The organism is Arthrobacter saudimassiliensis, from assembly GCF_059090665.1.
Genome location: NZ_JBNHFX010000004.1, coordinates 1 through 16,935 on the forward strand (window position 1 = coordinate 1; position 16,935 = coordinate 16,935).

Sequence of the window (16,935 nt, forward strand, 5' to 3'; positions counted from 1 at the left end):
GAAACGCCCGGTCCCATTCCGAACCCGGAAGCTAAGACCCACAGCGCCGATGGTACTGCACCCGGGAGGGTGTGGGAGAGTAGGTCACCGCCGGACATCTTTTGAATCAGTTCGGGCCCCGCAGCGCTGCGGGGCCCGAACTGTTTAAGCCCTCTCCTGGAGCTCCGGCCCCGGTCCCTCAGGGTGGGACTGCGCCGTACAGGCAACCGCCCCACTTGGTAGCGTGCTCGGACACGCGCTGACCGGAGGAGCCGCATTGCCCGCTGAATTGGCCTTTTTCTCGTTCGTTGAACTTACGGATGAATCCCAGCACAGTGCATACAACCGATGGCACCAGCTGGACCACCGTCCCGAGAACCTTGCCCTTCCCGGGGTCGCCTGGGGTGACCGCTGGGCCCGGACACGCACACCCGACGGTCCCGCAGGTCACGCCGCCGGACCCTTCGCCGGCACGGACTACGTTGCGATGTACTGGTTCCGTTCCCCGGTTGAGGAGAGCGTCGCCGAGTGGGACCGGTTAGGTGAAGCGTCTTACCAGTGGGGCAGGGGTCCCATCATTCCCGGCGTGCAGCGTCCGCTCCTGGGGTTCTTTCGACCGGTGAAGGGCTATGCCTCGCCCCGGGCCCTGGTCAGCCCCGAGGTCCTTCCCTACCGGCCCAATCGTGGCCTTCACCTCACGCTGACCCGCTACGAGGAGCCTCACGCTCCGGAGGTCCACAGCCGCTTCGCGTGGGAGGACCGGGAACTGATCCCCGGGCTCCTGGCCGTGGAAGGTGTGGCGGGTGCCTGGACCTTCTCCTTCAGCCACCCCCAGCAGCACAGCTCGCTGCCCTTCGAGGCCTCCGCACACCAGCGGCCCGGCAGCCTGCGGATCCGCATGCTCTATCTGGACGAGGAGGTCCAGGAAACCGGGCGGCGGATCCAGTCGGCCGAGGATGCGCTCGGTGCAGCGGAAGGCGGGGCAGGGGAGCCCGGGGAAGTTCTCTTCTCCTCCACCCTTCGCACCATCGTCCCGTGGCAGGACTGGTGAGCGGCCTGGAGGAGCGCCTGCGGGCGCTCGAAGACCGCGCCTGCATCCTCGACCTGATTGCCGGCTACGGCCCGTTGGCCGATTCGGGAAACGGACCGGGGATCGGCGCGCTCTGGGCCGACGGCGGCACCTACTCCTTCGAGATGGCCGGCGAAACGACAACGCTCCGGGGACCGCAGCTCGGCGGACTGGTGGAGCTGGAATCCCACCGGGAACTGATGGCGGCGGGCTGCGCCCATTTCCTCAGCGCGCCGGCGGTGAGGATCGACGGCGACACGGCCACGGCGGTGAACCACTCGGTCGTGCTCGTCCACCGGGACGGAATCTGGGTCGCCGAACGGGTGAGCGCCAACCACTGGACCCTCACGCGGACCGACGACGGATGGCGCGTCACGGACCGGACCAACGCGCTGCTGACCGGAGACGACGCGGCGCGGAACCTGCTGGCCCGCTGATCTTCCCGTGACGGCGGCTCCCGCCCCGCCTACGAACTGACGGGCTGGAAGCGGGCCATGGGTGTTTCACCGGCCGCGGCGAGCTGATCCAGGGTGCGACGGCGCGGCATCAGGGCGCTGCCGAAGCGCACGTCCCAGTGTCCGGCCTCGTCGGCGTCGAGCTCGCGGCGGGCATGCTGGACCCAGTTCGGGTTGTCGAGCATCTCCCGGCCCAGGAGGACGAGGTCCGCGTCGCCGGCCGCCACGAGACTGCTGGCCTGCCCCGGCTCCAGGATGAAACCGACGCAGGCAACGACGGCGCCGGAACGCCGCTTGAGCTCGCGGGCAAAGTCCGCGTGGAACGCAAACCCCCGGCGCACGCGGGTGTCCGTGGACCGGTCGGCGCTGATTCCGCCGGACGAGGTGTCAATGACGTCGACGCCTGCTTCGGCGGCGCGGCGGGCAAACTCGACAACGTCGTCGAAGTCCATCCCTCCCTCGGCCACACCGTCCACGGCGGAGAGCCGGTAGGAGAGGATGACGTCGTCGGGAAGCGCGGCACGCACGGCGCGGATCACCTCGAGCGGATAGCGCATGCGGCGCTCCCCGTCGCCGCCGTAGCTGTCGGTGCGGGTGTTGGAGACCGGGGACAGGAAGGAATGCAGCAGGTAGCCGTGCGCTCCGTGCAGCTCGATGAACCGGAATCCGGCGGCGGCGGCGCGCACCGCCGCAGCGACCCACTGCGTGACCGTTCCGGCGACCTCATCGGCGGTGAGCTCATGCGGGACCGGCCAGCCGGGGCCGGCGGGCAGGGCCGAGGGCCCGACGACAGGCCATGGAGCCCGTCCGGCGTCTGCATCGGAGGCATCCAGCGGGGCGCCCGCCAGCCAGGGTTCACGCACCGAGGCCTTCCGGCCCGCGTGGCCCAGCTGGATGCCCGGCACTGCGCCCTGGGTGCTGAGGAGTGCCGCGAGGCGCCGCATTCCCGGCAGCTGTTCGTCCTTCCACAGGCCCAGGTCGTGATGCGAGATCCGTCCACGCTCTTCGACGGCCGTCGCCTCGACGATCACCAGGCCGGCCCCGCCGAGGGCGAAGCGGCCCAGGTGGGCGAGGTGGAAATCCGCCACCATGCCGTCCTCCGCCGAGTACATGCACATGGGCGAGACGCCCGCGCGGTCCCGAAGCGTCACGCCGCGGATGGTCAGCGGGGTGAAAAGAGCTGGCACGGACGCGGATTCCGATGCTGGATTCTCGATCATGCGTCGACAATACCAAGCAATAGTTTGGTAGCGTGCACGAAACGTAACCGGATGAACTGGAGGTGGCGCGCATGGCGTCTGCTGAGACCGAAATTCTGGCCGAGTCCGACAAGGGTGTGACGTGGCTGCGGATCAACGGCCCGGATCGGCTCAACGCCCTGTCCACCGCCACGCTGCGCGCCCTGACGCAGGCTGTCGACACTGCACGCGACGCGGACGTCGTCGTCCTCACCGGGGCAGGGCGTGCATTCTGCACGGGGGCCGATCTCGGCACGGACGTGACCGCTGAGACCGTGGATGCCGCCGGCACGCTGGTGAACCTGATTGCTGAGGTGCCGGTGCCGGTCATCGCGGCGGTCAACGGGCCGGCGGCCGGGGTGGGGGCGTCCATCGCGCTGGCCTGCGACCTGGTGCTGGCGGCCGAATCCGCGTTCTTCCTGCTGCCTTTCCTGCCGCTGGGCCTGGTTCCCGACGGCGGGGCCACCCACAGCGTGCTCGCCGGCGCCGGGCGCGCCCGGGCCGCCAGGATGGCCTTCGGCGGCGAGCGGATCCCTGCGGCGCTGGCGGCCGAGTGGGGACTGGTCGGCGAAGTGGTGCCCGACGCCGAGCTGCAGGGCCGGGTGGAGGACCTGGTCCGGCGGATGGTCGCCGCACCGCAGGCAGCGGTGCGCGAGACCAAAAGGCTGCTGCGCCAAGCGGAGGCGCCCGCGCTGCGTGCAGCCACCCGGCGGGAGCTTGACGTGCAGTCGGAGCTGCTTGCCAGCCCGGAGTATGCGCTGGCGCGGGAGGGCTTCCTGAACAAGAAACCGGTGGACTTCAGCGCCGCGCGGGCCGGGCGGGCGCAGTAGTTCCCTAGAGGCCGCGGGGCTCCGGCTCCGCCGCCGGTTCCCGGGCGTCTTCTCCTGCGCCGGTCAGGCAGTGGAGCAGTGCATCCGGAATCCGGATGGGCCGCTGCTCGGGAGAGACCGTGACCAGCCAGTTCGACGCCGTCGCGACCAGGGTCCGGTCGGCGGTGCGCCACATCTCAAAGTCGAAGCGGACCGACGAGGTGCCGATCTCCCCGACCCTGAGTTCGATGGTGATTTCATCGAACAGCCGCGCGGCGGCGAGGTAGTCGCAACGCGTCGCACGTGACACGGTCCACCAGCCGAACCGTTCCAGCAGGGTGTCCTGCCGCAGGCCGTTGAGAAACAGCCACTCGGTCTGCAGCGCTTCCATCCGCGGAAACCAGGTGGCGTAGTAGAGGATGCCGGCCGGGTCCGTGTCGGCGTAGCTCAGGCGCTGCGTATGCCGGTGCAGCACGGGCCGCGGGGGCCGGCCGCTCGGTTCGGCGGACTGCTGGGAAGCCATTCGTTGCCCCTCATCGTCAGGGAGGCCGCGGCGGCCGGATCCGCCCCGGGCCCGGGTATGCTGGCCATCGTACACAAACAATTGCTTGTTTTGCCGAAGGGGCAGTCATGGCCGAAGCGGATTTCGGATTCACCTCGGGAGACGTCATCGTCATCACCGGAGCGGGCAGCGGGATCGGGCGGGCCACCGCCGTCCGGGCCTCCGAGCTCGGCCTGCGCGTCAGCGCCTGGGACCTGAGCGCGCCTGGGCTCCAGGAGACCGCCGCCCTGGTCCGTGCCGTCGGCGGCGACCTCCACACCGTGACGGGAGACGTCTCCTCAGACGAGGTGGTCCGGGAGGGGCTGGAGTCCGTCCGGAGCGCGCTGGGGCCGGTGCGGTACCTCCACAACAACGCCGGCCCCTCCGCCGGAGCGCCGTTGGCCTTCGATGACGCCCTGGGAGTCAGCGTGGGCAGCGTCCGCCGACTCACCGAGGCCTGGGCGGCGCAGGGCCTGCCCGACGGTGCGGCCATGGCGGTCACCACCTCGGTCGCCGGCAACTTGGTCGGCACCGAGGTGGACTGGTACTCGGCCGCCAAGGCTGCCCTGATGGGATATGTCCGCCACCTTGCAGCCCACCGGGGGCGGGAATTCCGGGCCAACGGCGTCGCTCCCGGCATGACTGACACGCCGCGGCTCCAGGGCTTCGCCTCCAGCGGCCGCGGTCAGGCCGTGCTCGAGCGCATTCCGCTGCAGCGCATGGCCGACCCCGACGATATCGCCTACGCGGTGCTGTTCCTGCTCTCCCCGCTCGCGTCCTACATCAACGGAGTGTTCCTGCCGGTCGACGGCGGGTGGACAATCACGCAGTAACCGCGGATCAGACGCCGTATCCGCCGTCGACGTCGAGCTTCTGCCCGGAGATGAAGCCGGCGCGGTCGGAGGCGAGGAAGGCGACCGCCTCGGCGACGTCGGCGGCGCTGCCAAACCGACGCAGCGGGATGTTGGACCTGGCCACCGCCAAGGCACGTTCGTCGAGGTCCCCGGAGGCCATGAGGCGGGCCGACATCCCGTCGGTGAGCATGCCGGGTCCCACGCAGTTCACCCGTACACCGAACCTGCCCTCCTCGGCAGCAAGGGCCATGGCCAGCGCCTCGACGCCGCCCTTGGGGGCCGCACTGAGCCCGTCACGCACCGGATAGCGCCGGGTGGCGGCCGTGGTCACGGCCACGATCGACCCGCCGGCGGCGCGCAGTGCGGGCAGGAAGGCGGTGGCGACCGTAAAGAATCCGAGCAGGTCGGCCTGGACCTGGCCGGCAAAGGCGGCGGGACTGACCCGGGAGAGGTGCATCATGGGCACGTGCGGGCCCGCCGCGTGAACGAGCGTGTGGACGCCGTCGCGACCGTCGGCCAGGTTCGCCGCCAGTGCCGCCACGGCGTCGGCATCGCTCGCATCCAGGGCGTGAGCAACGGCGGCCGGGCCGAGCTCGGCGAGGAGGCTGCCGGGGCGGGTGGTGCGGTAGGTCAGCGCCACGCGGGCGCCCCGTGCGGTCAGGGTGCGGCAGACCGCGCTGCCGATGCCTCCGGAACCCCCGACCACCAAGGCCACGCCAGGGCGTCCTGAAAAGTCACCGCCGGCGTCATTTACGAAGGCTTTTTCGCTCTGTTCCATTGCCGAACCGTAGGGCATGTTCCGCCAACCAAGCAAGCGATTGATAAGGACCTGTCGCTGTGTTAGCGTCCCTGATCTAACGACCGCTTGGTTTTGCTACCGGCGATGAAGCGGCCATGGTTCCCCCACTGTCCGGCATGGTCTTCGAAGGAGAAGAAGTCAATGAATGCTCTGAGGTTCGGCGCCCGTCGCGGCGCCAAGGTTGCGGCCGCCGCGGCCGCTGCCGGTCTGGTCCTGGCCGGCTGCTCCGGTTCCGCCGACGCCGGCGGGTCAGGCGAGGACGACCCTTACCGCATCCTGGTGCTGGGAGCGCTCAGCGCCGAAGGCGTCATGGGCATCAACGCTTCGACCTCGGTGCTTTCGGCCCAAGCGGCGGCGGACGTCCTCAATGAGGACGGCGGCATCCTGGGCAGGGACGTGGAGGTCAAGGTGGTCGATGACCAGGCTGACCCGACCGTCGCCGTGACCCTGGTGCGCGAGGCGATCAATTCGGACACGCCGCCCGATGCGATCCTGAACTCCGGCCCCTCCACCGTGGCCGAGGCGACGCTGCCGATCATTTCCCAGGCAGGCATCGTCTCCTTCAACATCGGTCCTACTGAGACCTCGTGGGATCCCGCGGCCTTCCCGTACAACTTCGACATTGCGGTCGGTCCGCTCGACGTCTCCGGCGGTGTGGCCACCTACTTCGAGCAGCAGGGGTACGGCACCGCCGCCGTGCTGCACGGCAGCAGCTCCTACGGCGAGACCTTCGGTGCCGCCGCCGAGGAGGACCTGGGGGAGGCCGGGGTGAAGGTGCTCGGCAACGAGGAGTACGACGTCGCGTCGCTGGACATGACGCCCCAGCTGGAAGCGCTGCGGGCCAAGAAGCCGGACGCTTTGGTGCTCGACGCCTACGGCGCACCGCTGGGCTACATCCTGCAGGGCATCGAGAAGCTCGGCTGGGACGTGCCGATCATCGGCAACACCTCGGTCTCCGCCACCGCCCTGGTCAACACCCCGCCGCCCGCCGGGGTCATGGGCACCGACCAGGTCAGGAACCTGGTGATGCAGGTCTTCCACAGCACCGTCCACGACCCCGCCGCGGAGGAGACCAACCGCTCCGTCGAAGCGATGCTTGGGCTGGGCGAGATCAAGGCAACGCTGATCCTCGCCACCAACTACGACGCCGTCATCCTGCTCAAGGAGGCCGTCGAATCCGTGGGCGGCACCGACGACGTCGAGGCGGTTGCCGCCGCGCTGGAGGATCCCGAGGTGACCAAGGGCGCCCCCACGGCGATGCTCACGGAATACGTCTTCAGCGATACGCGGCACGCGGCCGAGTTCCCCGGCACGGAGTTCCGGTTCATTCCCCCCTCCGAGGTCAAGGACGGCCAGTTCCATCTGCAGGCAGGTTCCTGGCCATGACCGTGCTGCTCGGCGGCCTGTCCCTCGGAGCGGTCTACGCGCTGGTGGCCATCGGCTACAACATCGTCTTCATCTCCTCGAAGACCTTCAACTTCGCCCAGGCGCAGCTGATCATGTTCGGTGCCTTCATCGTGTACACCTCGGTGGTGGTCTTCGGACTGAACCCCATCATCGGTGCGGCCATCGGCATGATCGTGGTGGCCGGAATCGCCTACTTGGAATTCGTGCTGGCCATCCGGCCTGTCCGCGATCCGCACAACATCCTCGTCACCACCCTGGGCGCCGCCGTCCTGCTCGATGGTTCCGCCCAGCTGCTGTGGGGCGGGGAGCCGTTGAAGGTTCCGTTCTTCGCCGGTGATACGGCGATCGATTTCTTCGGCGGCCGCGTTTACCCGGTGGAGATCGCCCTGGTGCTCGTCGTCGCGCTTCTCGTGGGAGGATTCGCCGTCTACGGCCGGCTCTCCCTGACCGGGCTGGCGCTGCGGGGCATGTCCGAGGACACCGAGGCAGCGCAGCTGCGCGGTGTGAACGTCCGCCGGCTGGCTCTGATGACGTTCATCTTTGCCGGCGCCCTGGCCGGGGTGCTCGGACTCTTCGTCGGCCCCAAGACCTTCGCCGTGGCGACCCTGGGTGCCGCGCTGGCGCTGAAGGGTTTCGTGGTGCTGGCCATCGGCGGCTTCGGTTCGATGCCCGGCGCCGCCGTCGGAGGAATCATCGTCGGGCTCACTGAAGCCCTCGCCGCCCGCTACCTCGGCGGTGAATACGCCCTTCTGGCGGTCTTTGCGCTGCTGATCGCCATCCTGCTGCTGCGGCCTTCCGGGCTGTTCGTGCGTGCCACTGAAAGGACGGTCTGACCATGGCGTTGTGGGTCCGACTCCGTGCGCTTCCCCCCTGGGTGTTTCCGCTGCTGCTTGGAATCATCATCGTGCTGCTGCCGACCCTGGGCATCCCCTACTCCGCCCAGCGGCAGGTGCAGCTCACCCTGATCCTGGCCCTGGTCGTGAGCGGCCTGAACCTCAGCCTCGGCTACGCCGGCGAGCTGGCACTGGGCCAGGCCGCCATGTATGCCGCCGGCGCCTACACCGCCGGGCTGATGGCCAAGTCCGGTCACACGGAAATTCTCCTCCAGCTCGCGGCCGGCGCCGCCGCCGCGCTCGTCGTTGGGCTGGTCACCGGCATCCCCGGCCTGCGCCTGGGCGGCTGGTCGCTGGCGATGACCTCGTTCTTCCTGGTCCTGCTGCTGCCGGACGTCATTGCCATCTTCAAGGATGTCACCGGAGGCCGAAACGGACTCAGCGGCATCACCTCGCCCACTCTGTTCGGCCAGCGGGTCACCGATGATGCCCTCTTCATGGTGGTGGCTGTCGTCGCCATTCTCTGGTTCATCGTGGTCCGCAACATCATCGTCTCGCGGCACGGCGTCGCCTTCCGCGTCCTCAAGCGCAGCCCGGTGCTGGCCTCGTCGCTGGGCATCTCCGTGTTCCGCATGAAGCTCCTCGCCTACTCGCTCGGCGCCGTACCCGCCGGCCTCGCCGGCAGCCTGTTCGCGAACGTGGACCTGTACGTCTCGCCCGAGGCCTTCGCGTTCACCTTCGCGACGACGGTGCTCGCCGCCTCGATCCTCGGCGGTTCGGCCAGCGTCTACGGAGCCCTCATCGGGGCAGCCATCCTGCAGTTCGCCACCAACAGCTCCCGCGAGTTCCAGCAGTACTCACTGGTCTTCACCGGCATCTTCCTCATCATCGGCGGCGTCTTCCTCACCGGCGGAATCGCCGGGCTGCTGCGCTCCGCGGTCGCCCGCCTGGACGCCCGGGCGGAGCGCGCCGGGCACCGGCTGCCCGCCGCCTCCGTGCCGGTGGACGATGCGCCCATCGCCTTCCATGGACGTCGTTTGGAGGTCAGGGACGTATCCAAGGCCTTCGGCGGCAACGAGGCGCTGCGCGGAGTCTCGCTGGCGGCCGAGCCGGGCAAGGTCACCGCGGTGATCGGGCCCAACGGTTCCGGCAAGACCACGCTGCTGAACATGATCAGCGGGTTCTACCGCACCGATTCAGGCTCCATCTCGCTGGATGAGCGCCGCCTGGAATCCGCGCGCCCGGACGCGGTTGCGCGGGCCGGCGTTGCCCGTACCTTCCAGACGCCCAACATCCCCGAGGGGATCTCCGTCTACGACGCCGTGGTTGCCGGGCGGTACACCTCCAGCCGCGCCTCGATTCCCGCCGCAGTGCTCCAGCTGCCCGGCTTCCGGCGGGTGTGCCGGGAGGACCGCATGGAGGCCGAACGCGTCCTGGAGATGGTGGGGCTGGACGGGCACCGCGACGTCGAGGCGGCCTCGCTGCCGCTCGGCATGCGCCGGATGCTGGAAGTGGCCCGCTGCCTGATCTCCCGGCCGGGTGTCCTGCTGCTCGACGAGGTGGCCTCCGGGCTGGATGAACACGAGGTGGAACTGCTCTCCGCCGTCGTACGCAAGGTCACCGCTGCAGGCGGCACCGTGGTGCTGGTGGAACACAACTTCCAGCTGGTGCTCTCCCTGGCCGACCGGATCGTGGCCCTGGCCCACGGAGAGGTGATGGCCAGCGGCACGCCGGCCGAGATCGAGTCCAACCCGCGCGTCCTCAACGAGTACCTCGGCGTCGAAGCGGAGGACGAATCACAAATGGAACCGGAGGTGCAGCGATGAGCGCTTCAGCCGCGGCAACGCCCCTGCTGAAAGTGGAGGGGCTGGTCACCGGGTACGGCGACCTGCGGGTCGTCTGGGACGTTTCCTTCGAGGTGCAGCCCGGGCGGCTGACCGTGCTGCTGGGACGCAACGGCGCCGGCAAGACAACGACCCTGCGGGCCATTTCCGGCCTGAACCGGCTCGCCGGGGGCCGGATCGAGTTCGACGGCGAACCGGTGGACCGGAAGACGGTGGCGGAGCGCGTACGCATGGGCATGTCCTACGTGCAGGAGGGCAAGCGCGTGCTGCACGCGCAGACCGTGGAGGAGAACCTGCTGCTCGGAGGCCGGGTGCGCAGGGTCCGGCGGTCCGAGCTGCACGAGGACATCGAGCGGATCTACGCACTGTTCCCCGTCCTCAAGGAGAAGCGCTCACTGCCGGCCGGCAGCATGTCCGGCGGCCAGCAGCAGATGCTCGCCATCGGCTCGGCCCTGATGGCCGGACCCCGGCTGCTGCTGCTGGATGAGCCCTCCGGCGGCCTGGCCCCCGTGGTCGTCAAGGAGGTCATGGCGCGCGTGGCCGAGCTCAAGGAGACCGGAATCGGCATCCTTTTGGTCGAGCAGGCGGTGGAGGCCTCCGTGGCGATCGCCGACGACGTGGTGGTGGTGGACATGGGGCGCAACGTGCTGGCCGGCCCGGCCGGATCGCTCGACCTCGAGGAACTCAAGCGCGCCTACTTCGGGGCCCCGGCGCGGGGAAACCGGGCCGTGACGAGCTGATCGCCGGCCCCCGCCGAACATCGGAGCCGGGAACCGCACAGCGGTTTCCGGCTCCGGCCTTTCGCCCGGATCCCAGATGAAATCCGGAGACTGCGAGACAACCTAGCATTTGTTTGGTAGGTTGCTTTCATACTGTTGCGATGAGGGACGGGAAACTCATGTCGATCACCATTGACCTCACAGGGCGCGTCGTCCTGGTCACCGGCGGTGCCCGCGGGGTGGGCGCCGGCGTCGTCGACGCCTTCCTGGCGGCCGGCGCCACGGTGGAGACCTGCGGCCGCACCGAACCCGGGCCGGCTGCCTCCGCCGCCGACGGCGCGGCAGCGGCGGTCCGGTTCAGTCGGCTGGACGTGCGCGACGACGAGCAGGTGCGCGCCTGGATTGACGACGTCGCGGCCCGCCGCGGCCGGATCGACGTGGTGGTGAACAATGCCGGCGGCTCGCCGTTCGGGCCCTTCGAGGAGGGCTCCGCCCGGTACCAGCGGGCCGTGACGGAGCTGAACTTCCTCTCCGCCGCCCACGTCGCCCGGGCCGTGCATCCGGTCATGATGACCCAGGGCCAGGGCGGCTCGATCATTAACATCACCTCGATCAGCGCCCGCCGGCCCAGCCCGGGCACCGCCGTCTACGGCGCGGCCAAGGCGGCTCTGGAATCGCTGACCGGCAGCCTCGCCGTGGAGTGGGCGCCGCGCATCCGGGTGAACGCCGTCAGCTGCGGCCTCGTCGCCACCGACGGCGCCGCCGACCACTACGGCGATGCGGACAGCTACGCCCGGGTGGCGGCCACCATTCCCCGCGGCCGGCTGGCCGCCCCGGCCGAGATCGGCTCGGCCTGCGTGATGCTCGCCTCCGACCTGGCCAGCCATATCACCGGAGCCGTCCTCGACGTCGACGGCGGCGGGGAATGGCCGGCCTTCCTCGCGCACACTCCCAACGCGGAGTCCCTGAGACTCAACCGAACAGAAGGAGCACACTGATGACCGAGGCGGTAATCGTTTCCGCAGTCCGTTCACCCATCGGACGCGCCCACAAAGGATCGCTGCGCGAAATGCGGGCGGATGACCTCGCCGCCCAGATGGTGCGCGCGGCGCTTGAGGCGGTGCCGGCCCTGGACCCCGCCACCGTCGAGGACCTGATGATGGGCTGCGCGCAGCCGGCCGGCGAACAGGGCTACAACATCGGCCGGATGGTGGCGATGCAGCTGGGCCTGGACACCGTGCCCGGCACCACCGTGCACCGCTACTGCTCCTCCTCGCTGCAGACCACCCGGATGGCGCTGCACGCCATCAAGGCCGGTGAAGGCGACGTCTTCATCTCGGCCGGCGTCGAGACGGTCTCCCGGTTCGGGCTCGGCAAGTCCGACGGCATGCCGGACACCAAGAACCCGGCGTGGTTCGCGGCTATGGAGCGCACCAAGCTGCTCGCCAAGGACCCGGACGCCCGCTGGAGCGACCCCCGGGCCAACGGGGAGCTGCCGGACATCTACATCGCCATGGGCGACACCGCCGAGAACGTCGCCCAGGTGCGCGGCGTCTCCCGCGCCGCCCAGGACGAATGGGCCGTGCTGAGCCAGAACCGCGCCGAGGCCGCGGCCGCCCGCGGCTTCTGGGACACGGACATCACCCCGGTGATCCTGCCCGACGGCAGTGTGGTGTCCCGCGACGACGGCCCGCGGGCTGGCGTGACCCTGGAGAAACTCTCGGCGCTGCAGCCGGTCTTCCGGGAACACGGCACCGTCACCGCCGCCAACTGCTGCCCGCTGAACGACGGCGCCGCGGCCCTGGTGATCATGAGCGACCGGCGCGCCGCCGAGCTCGGCCTGACGCCGCTGGCTCGGATCGTGTCCACCGGCGTCTCGGCCCTGACGCCGGAGCTGATGGGGCTCGGGCCGGTGCCCGCGGTGCGGAAGGCGCTGGCGAACGCGGGAATGTCCGTCTCGGACATGGACATCATGGAGCTCAACGAGGCCTTCGCCGCGCAGGTCCTGCCCTCCATCGAGGACCTCGGCATGGACCCGGAAAAGGTCAACGTCAACGGCGGAGCGATCGCCCTGGGGCATCCGTTCGGCATGACCGGGGCGCGGATGACCACCACCGCCATCCACGCCCTGCAGGAACGGGACGAGCAGTTCGCGGTCGAGACCATGTGCGTGGCCGGCGGCCAGGGCATGGCCATGGTCCTGGAGCGGCTCAGCTGACACCGCGGCGGGCTGCACTGCAGCGGCCTGTCCGGCGCCGCCGTGCAGCCCACCGGGCCGGCGAACAGCCCGAAACGGCCGGGGGCCGGAAGGAAACAGGGTTTCCTTCCGGCCCCCGGCCGTTGGTGTCAGCTCCGGCTACGCCGGCAGGGACCGCAGCTCCGTCTTCAGGACTTTGCCGGTGCCGTTGCGCGGGAAGTCCTCCACGATCACGAACTCCCGCGGCAGTTTGTAGTTCGCCAGCCGCGCCCGGCAGAAGTCCCGCAGATCCTCCGCCGTCGGCACCGGATCGGCGTCGTGCAGCAGCGCGACGTAGGCCCGGCCCACCGAGCCCATGCGCTCGTCCGGCACACCGACGACGGCGGACTCATTCACCGCCGGGTGTTGGCGCAGCACGTTTTCGATCTCCGCCGGGTAGACGTTGAACCCGCCCACGATGAACATGTCCTTGAGCCGGTCGGTGATCTTCAGGCAGCCGTGCTCGTCCAGCCGGCCGATGTCCCCGGTGTGGAACCAGCCGTCGGCGTCGATCGCGGCGGCGGTCGCCTCCGGGTCCTCGAAGTAGCCCAGCATGACGTTCTCGCCGCGCAGCAGGACCTCGCCGTCCTCGCCGACGGGCAGGTCGGCGCCGTCGGCGTCCACAACCCGGACCTCGATGCCCTCGACTCCCGGGCCGGTGGTCTGCTTGGCGTGGTCCAGGGACTCGCCCGGCCGGGACATGGTGGCCACCACGCACTCGGTCAGCCCGTAGGCCTGGGCCACGGTCCGGAAGCCCAGCACCTCCACCATGTCGCGGAACAGGGTCTCCGGTGCGGTGGCCGCCCCGGCAATGGCGAAACGCAGCGACGACGTGTCGAACTCCGCCAGGTCCGGATGGTTGAGCAGCGAGGTGAAGATCGTCGGCACGCCCGGCAGCACCGTGATGCGGGCGGACTGGATCAGCTCCAGCAGCGCGCCGGCGTCGAAGGTTTCCACCGGATAGATGGTGGCGCCGGCCACCAGGCAGGCGATCATGCCGGCCTTGTAGCCGAACCCGTGGAAGAACGGGTTCACCACCGCGTACCGGTCTTCGGGTTCCAGGTTGGCGCCGGCCGACCACGCCCGGGCCACGCCGAGGGTCTGCCGGTGCGCGCTCATCACGCCCTTGGGCAGGCCGGTGGTGCCGGAGGTGTAGACGATGTCGCACACGTCATCCGGGGTGACGGCGGCGACGGCGGCGGCGTACGCGGCGTCGTCCACGGACCGGCCGGAGGCCAGCAGCGAGTCCCACGCCATCTCGCCGTCGGTATCCGCCGTGCTGTCCAGGTCGACCACGAGCCCCAGCGCCGGCAGCCCGGACACCGGGCCGGACGAGGGGTCCGCGTCCGCGGCCGCCGCCCGCAGCGCCTGCAGCGGGCGCCGGCCGAGGAAACCGCCGGCCACCACCAGCACCGAGGCCCGGGAACGGCGCAGGATCACCGCGGCTTCGTGGCCGGTGAAGCGGGTATTCAGCGGCACGACGGCGGCCCCGACCGCCTGCGCCCCGAGCATGGCCAGGATGAACTGCAGCCGGTTCGGCGACCACACCGCGACCCGGTCGCCGGGCCGCACGCCCTGGGCGAGGTAGCCGCGGGAGACCTCGGCTACCCGCTCGTCCAGCTCGCGGTAGGAGACAGCGGTGTCCCGGTCGACGACGGCGGGGTGGTCGCCGAGCCGCGCCATCTGCGCAAGGAGCTCGGGGAGGGTCTGTGCGGGGTGCATCAGGGGTGGATCCTTTCAGGGCAGGAGGCGGTGCGGTGTGCGGGAGGCTGGCGCGGCGGGCGCGGCCGCGGCGGCGGATGCGGGATAATCGAGCATACGCTTGGTGAACTGGAACCTGAGGAGACGGAATGGCAACGAGCAGGAAAACCGACCGCGCCGCGGCCAGCGAGCCCGGTTCCGGGCGCCGCGAACAGCTGCTGGCCATCGCGGCCCGGCTGATCGCCACCCGCGGTTACTCGGCCACCACGGTGCGGGACATCGCCGATGAAGCCGGCATCCTCTCGGGCAGCCTCTACCACCACTTCTCCTCCAAGGAGACGATCCTCGACGAGGTCCTGCGGACCTTCATGGTCGGCCTGCGGGAGCGCTGCGAGGAGATCGCCGAGAAGGGCGGCGGAGCGCTGCACATGTTCGACGAGCTGGTCCGCACCGCGTTCCGGACCATCGAGCAGGAGCCCGACGCCGTCGGCATCTACCAGAACGAGGCCGCGTTCCTGGCCAAGCTGCCCGGCTTCGAGTTCGTGGCCCAGGAGGGCGCGAAGATCGAGGCGATCTGGCAGAACGTGATCCAGGACGGGCAGCGCGAGGGCGTGTTCCGGGCGGATCTGGACTCGGCGATGACCTACCGCTTCATCCGCGACGGCATGTGGTCCTCGGTGCGCTGGTTCCGCCCCGGCGGCCGGCACTCGGCTGAAAGCGCCGGCCGCCACTTCCTCGAACTGATTCACTCCGGCCTCCTGCAGGACTGATCGGCGGGCGCCGGTCAGTCCGGCACTTCGCGGGTCCTGGCCCCGCGCGGATCCAGCTCCTCGCGGATGAGGCGCAGTTCCTCCTCCGTGGGGATGCGGGTGGCCGGGGCGCCGTCGACGTCGAGCGCGAAGCCGGTATTCTCGGCCACCGTCGCCGGGTCCACGCCCGGGTGGATGGAGAGCACCGTGACGGCGCCGTCGTCGTCGTAGCCGAGCACGGCCAGGTTGGTGACGATCACGCCCAGATGGTGGTGGCGCAGCGAGGGTCCGGCGGCGCGGGCCCGGTCGTTGCCGACGCCGGAGACCATGTCCACGGCCTCGACGAAGAGCCGGGGGCTGTGCCGGGAGACCCAGTAGTCGACCCGGTGGTTGGCGGTGTTGCCCGGGGCGCCGCGGACGCCGATGAGCTGGCGCTTGGGCGTGTTCCAGTCTCCGATGAGGGAGATGTTCTGGTTGCCGTAGCGGTCGATCTGGCTGGCGCCCATCATGCTCTGCCGGCGTCCGGAGGCCACGATGTCGAAGATGCGGCGGAACGGCGCCCAGCCCTCGATGACGCCGCCGGCGGCCGCGGTCTTGCCCAGGGGCGGTGGCTCGCTCATCATGAACGCCTCGCCGTCGCTGAGGACCAGGTCGGGGGAGTGCGTGAGCTTGGCCAGGCGGGCGCCGATGGTGGGAATGATCCCGACGGCGTGGGCCAGGATCTCGCCGGATTCGCGGTAGGTGTCCGAGCAGGCGGCGACACAGATCTCGGCGAGGGTGACGTCGGCAGCCATCACTTCACCTCCTGGGCGGCGTGGAAGCGGTCCACGGCCTCGAGGTAGCCGGCCTCGTCGCCGTCGAGGAATTCGGAGGTGAAGGCACGCCAGGTGTCCGGATCCTTGGCGGAGGCGGCGTAGTGCTTCTGGAAGCGCTCGTCGCGGCCGTAGTCCGGTTCGCAGGTGGTGAAGTGCGCGCCGCGCGGGGTTTCGATGACGCCGGTGACGTACATGCGGCTGAGCATCAGCGTGTGGAACGAGCCCTGGTTGAGCAGGTCCCGGGTTTCCACAATCCGCTCCGTGCTGACGAAGGTGCGCTTGGCGGCCATCGCAAACAGGTCATCGAAGTACGGGTCCGGGCCCAGGAACTGGGCGTTGCCGCCGCTGTCCGCGCGGTTGGCGTGGATGAAGGCCACGTCCAGCGGAATGGCGGGCACGGCCACGTACTCGTCGTCGGAGTACGGCGACGCGATGGTCTTCAGGTGCGGGTTCGCGGCCAGCACGTCCGAGCCGAGGCCGGCCACGGTGGGCAGGAAGGACAGGCGCGACGCCGCGGCCCGCAGCCCCGTGACGAACATCCCCTCGTCGTATTCGTTGATTTCGAGTTCGCCGCGCTCGCGGGCGGCCGTGAACAGCGGATCCAGCGGAATGCTGTCCAGCGAGACGAACCCGTAGATCAGTTTCCGCACCTTGCCCGCGGCGACCAGCAGGCCGACGTCGGGCCCGCCGAAGGCGACGACGGTCAGGTCCTTCACGTCGCTGCGCAGCAGTTCGCGGACGGCGGCCATCGGCTTGCGCCGGGAGCCCCACCCTCCGATGCCGATGGTCATTCCGGACTCGATGGACGCTATGGCGTCCGAGAGCCCGATCTTCTTGTTGGGCATGCAGTGCTCCTTTGCGTGTCTGCCGGCAGTACTACTACTAAA

General features: G+C 69.9%; 17 protein-coding genes and 1 rRNA gene. 12 read left to right on the plus strand and 6 right to left on the minus strand.

The features are described from left to right. From rrf to AC5RV6_RS14755, 3 genes are all read left to right on the plus strand, one after another. Positions 1 to 96 (plus strand): 5S ribosomal RNA (gene rrf, locus AC5RV6_RS14745); the annotation flags it as partial. Positions 97 to 256: 160 nt separating this feature from the next. After that, positions 257 to 1,030 carry a hypothetical protein gene (locus tag AC5RV6_RS14750; protein WP_494008109.1) on the plus strand — a complete coding sequence of 258 codons (774 nt, stop codon included), beginning with the start codon at positions 257 to 259 and terminating at the stop codon, positions 1,028 to 1,030. Then, positions 1,015 to 1,485 (plus strand): nuclear transport factor 2 family protein, encoded by a 471-nt coding sequence (locus AC5RV6_RS14755; RefSeq protein WP_494008110.1) that lies wholly within the window; start codon positions 1,015 to 1,017, stop codon positions 1,483 to 1,485. The genes AC5RV6_RS14750 and AC5RV6_RS14755 overlap by 16 nt, the downstream gene beginning before the upstream one ends. 29 nt (positions 1,486 to 1,514) lie before the next feature. Here the strand turns inward: AC5RV6_RS14755 and AC5RV6_RS14760 are convergent, their stop codons facing one another. Then, positions 1,515 to 2,723, minus strand: a complete 1,209-nt coding sequence (locus tag AC5RV6_RS14760) for an NADH:flavin oxidoreductase/NADH oxidase (RefSeq protein ID WP_494008111.1) — start codon at positions 2,721 to 2,723, stop codon at positions 1,515 to 1,517. 71 nt (positions 2,724 to 2,794) lie between these two features. On the opposite strand from AC5RV6_RS14760, the gene AC5RV6_RS14765 reads away from it, so the two are divergent. Then, positions 2,795 to 3,571 carry an enoyl-CoA hydratase-related protein gene (locus AC5RV6_RS14765; RefSeq protein ID WP_494008112.1) on the plus strand — a complete coding sequence of 259 codons (777 nt, stop codon included), beginning with the start codon at positions 2,795 to 2,797 and terminating at the stop codon, positions 3,569 to 3,571. Between the two features lie 4 nt (positions 3,572 to 3,575). Here the strand turns inward: AC5RV6_RS14765 and AC5RV6_RS14770 are convergent, their stop codons facing one another. Next, positions 3,576 to 4,073, minus strand: a complete 498-nt coding sequence (locus AC5RV6_RS14770; protein WP_494008113.1) for an acyl-CoA thioesterase — start codon at positions 4,071 to 4,073, stop codon at positions 3,576 to 3,578. Positions 4,074 to 4,180: 107 nt separating this feature from the next. Here AC5RV6_RS14770 and AC5RV6_RS14775 point away from each other — a divergent pair, with 107 nt between their 5' ends. Beyond that, positions 4,181 to 4,924: an SDR family NAD(P)-dependent oxidoreductase gene (locus AC5RV6_RS14775; protein WP_494008114.1), complete on the plus strand. Its 744-nt coding sequence runs from the start codon at positions 4,181 to 4,183 to the stop codon at positions 4,922 to 4,924. 7 nt (positions 4,925 to 4,931) lie between these two features. Here AC5RV6_RS14775 and AC5RV6_RS14780 read toward each other — a convergent pair whose 3' ends face one another. Continuing rightward, positions 4,932 to 5,723 (minus strand): SDR family NAD(P)-dependent oxidoreductase, encoded by a 792-nt coding sequence (locus AC5RV6_RS14780; RefSeq protein ID WP_494008115.1) that lies wholly within the window; start codon positions 5,721 to 5,723, stop codon positions 4,932 to 4,934. 162 nt (positions 5,724 to 5,885) lie between these two features. Here AC5RV6_RS14780 and AC5RV6_RS14785 point away from each other — a divergent pair, with 162 nt between their 5' ends. The 6 genes from AC5RV6_RS14785 to AC5RV6_RS14810 all read left to right on the plus strand — a co-directional run bounded on the left by AC5RV6_RS14785 (position 5,886) and on the right by AC5RV6_RS14810 (position 12,765). Further along, positions 5,886 to 7,130, plus strand: a complete 1,245-nt coding sequence (locus AC5RV6_RS14785) for an ABC transporter substrate-binding protein (RefSeq protein ID WP_494008116.1) — start codon at positions 5,886 to 5,888, stop codon at positions 7,128 to 7,130. Next, positions 7,127 to 7,984, plus strand: coding sequence for a branched-chain amino acid ABC transporter permease (locus tag AC5RV6_RS14790; RefSeq protein WP_494008117.1), 858 nt, complete (start codon positions 7,127 to 7,129; stop codon positions 7,982 to 7,984). Before AC5RV6_RS14785 ends, AC5RV6_RS14790 begins: the two co-directional genes overlap by 4 nt. A 2-nt stretch (positions 7,985 to 7,986) precedes the next feature. Next, positions 7,987 to 9,810 carry a branched-chain amino acid ABC transporter ATP-binding protein/permease gene (locus AC5RV6_RS14795; RefSeq protein ID WP_494008118.1) on the plus strand — a complete coding sequence of 608 codons (1,824 nt, stop codon included), beginning with the start codon at positions 7,987 to 7,989 and terminating at the stop codon, positions 9,808 to 9,810. Further along, positions 9,807 to 10,568 carry an ABC transporter ATP-binding protein gene (locus AC5RV6_RS14800; RefSeq protein ID WP_494008119.1) on the plus strand — a complete coding sequence of 254 codons (762 nt, stop codon included), beginning with the start codon at positions 9,807 to 9,809 and terminating at the stop codon, positions 10,566 to 10,568. The genes AC5RV6_RS14795 and AC5RV6_RS14800 overlap by 4 nt, the downstream gene beginning before the upstream one ends. A 140-nt stretch (positions 10,569 to 10,708) precedes the next feature. After that, positions 10,709 to 11,545 carry an SDR family oxidoreductase gene (locus AC5RV6_RS14805; protein WP_494008120.1) on the plus strand — a complete coding sequence of 279 codons (837 nt, stop codon included), beginning with the start codon at positions 10,709 to 10,711 and terminating at the stop codon, positions 11,543 to 11,545. Then, entirely contained in the window at positions 11,545 to 12,765 is a 1,221-nt protein-coding gene (locus tag AC5RV6_RS14810; protein WP_494008121.1) for an acetyl-CoA C-acetyltransferase, read from the plus strand. The genes AC5RV6_RS14805 and AC5RV6_RS14810 overlap by 1 nt, the downstream gene beginning before the upstream one ends. Positions 12,766 to 12,903: 138 nt before the next feature. Here AC5RV6_RS14810 and AC5RV6_RS14815 read toward each other — a convergent pair whose 3' ends face one another. After that, on the minus strand, positions 12,904 to 14,505 hold the full coding sequence (locus AC5RV6_RS14815; protein ID WP_494008122.1) for an AMP-binding protein: 1,602 nt from the start codon (positions 14,503 to 14,505) through the stop codon (positions 12,904 to 12,906). Between the two features lie 128 nt (positions 14,506 to 14,633). Between AC5RV6_RS14815 and AC5RV6_RS14820 the strand changes: the two genes are divergently transcribed. Next, the gene (locus AC5RV6_RS14820; RefSeq protein WP_494008123.1) at positions 14,634 to 15,254 is read left to right on the plus strand and encodes a TetR/AcrR family transcriptional regulator; all 621 of its coding nucleotides are present in this window, start codon (positions 14,634 to 14,636) and stop codon (positions 15,252 to 15,254) included. A 14-nt stretch (positions 15,255 to 15,268) separates the two neighbouring features. Here the strand turns inward: AC5RV6_RS14820 and AC5RV6_RS14825 are convergent, their stop codons facing one another. Further along, a complete protein-coding gene (locus tag AC5RV6_RS14825; RefSeq protein WP_494008124.1) occupies positions 15,269 to 16,027 on the minus strand; it encodes a CoA-transferase subunit beta in 759 nt (252 codons plus the stop codon). After that, positions 16,027 to 16,893, minus strand: a complete 867-nt coding sequence (locus tag AC5RV6_RS14830; RefSeq protein WP_494008125.1) for a CoA transferase subunit A — start codon at positions 16,891 to 16,893, stop codon at positions 16,027 to 16,029. Before AC5RV6_RS14830 ends, AC5RV6_RS14825 begins: the two co-directional genes overlap by 1 nt. Positions 16,894 to 16,935 lie beyond the last annotated feature (42 nt).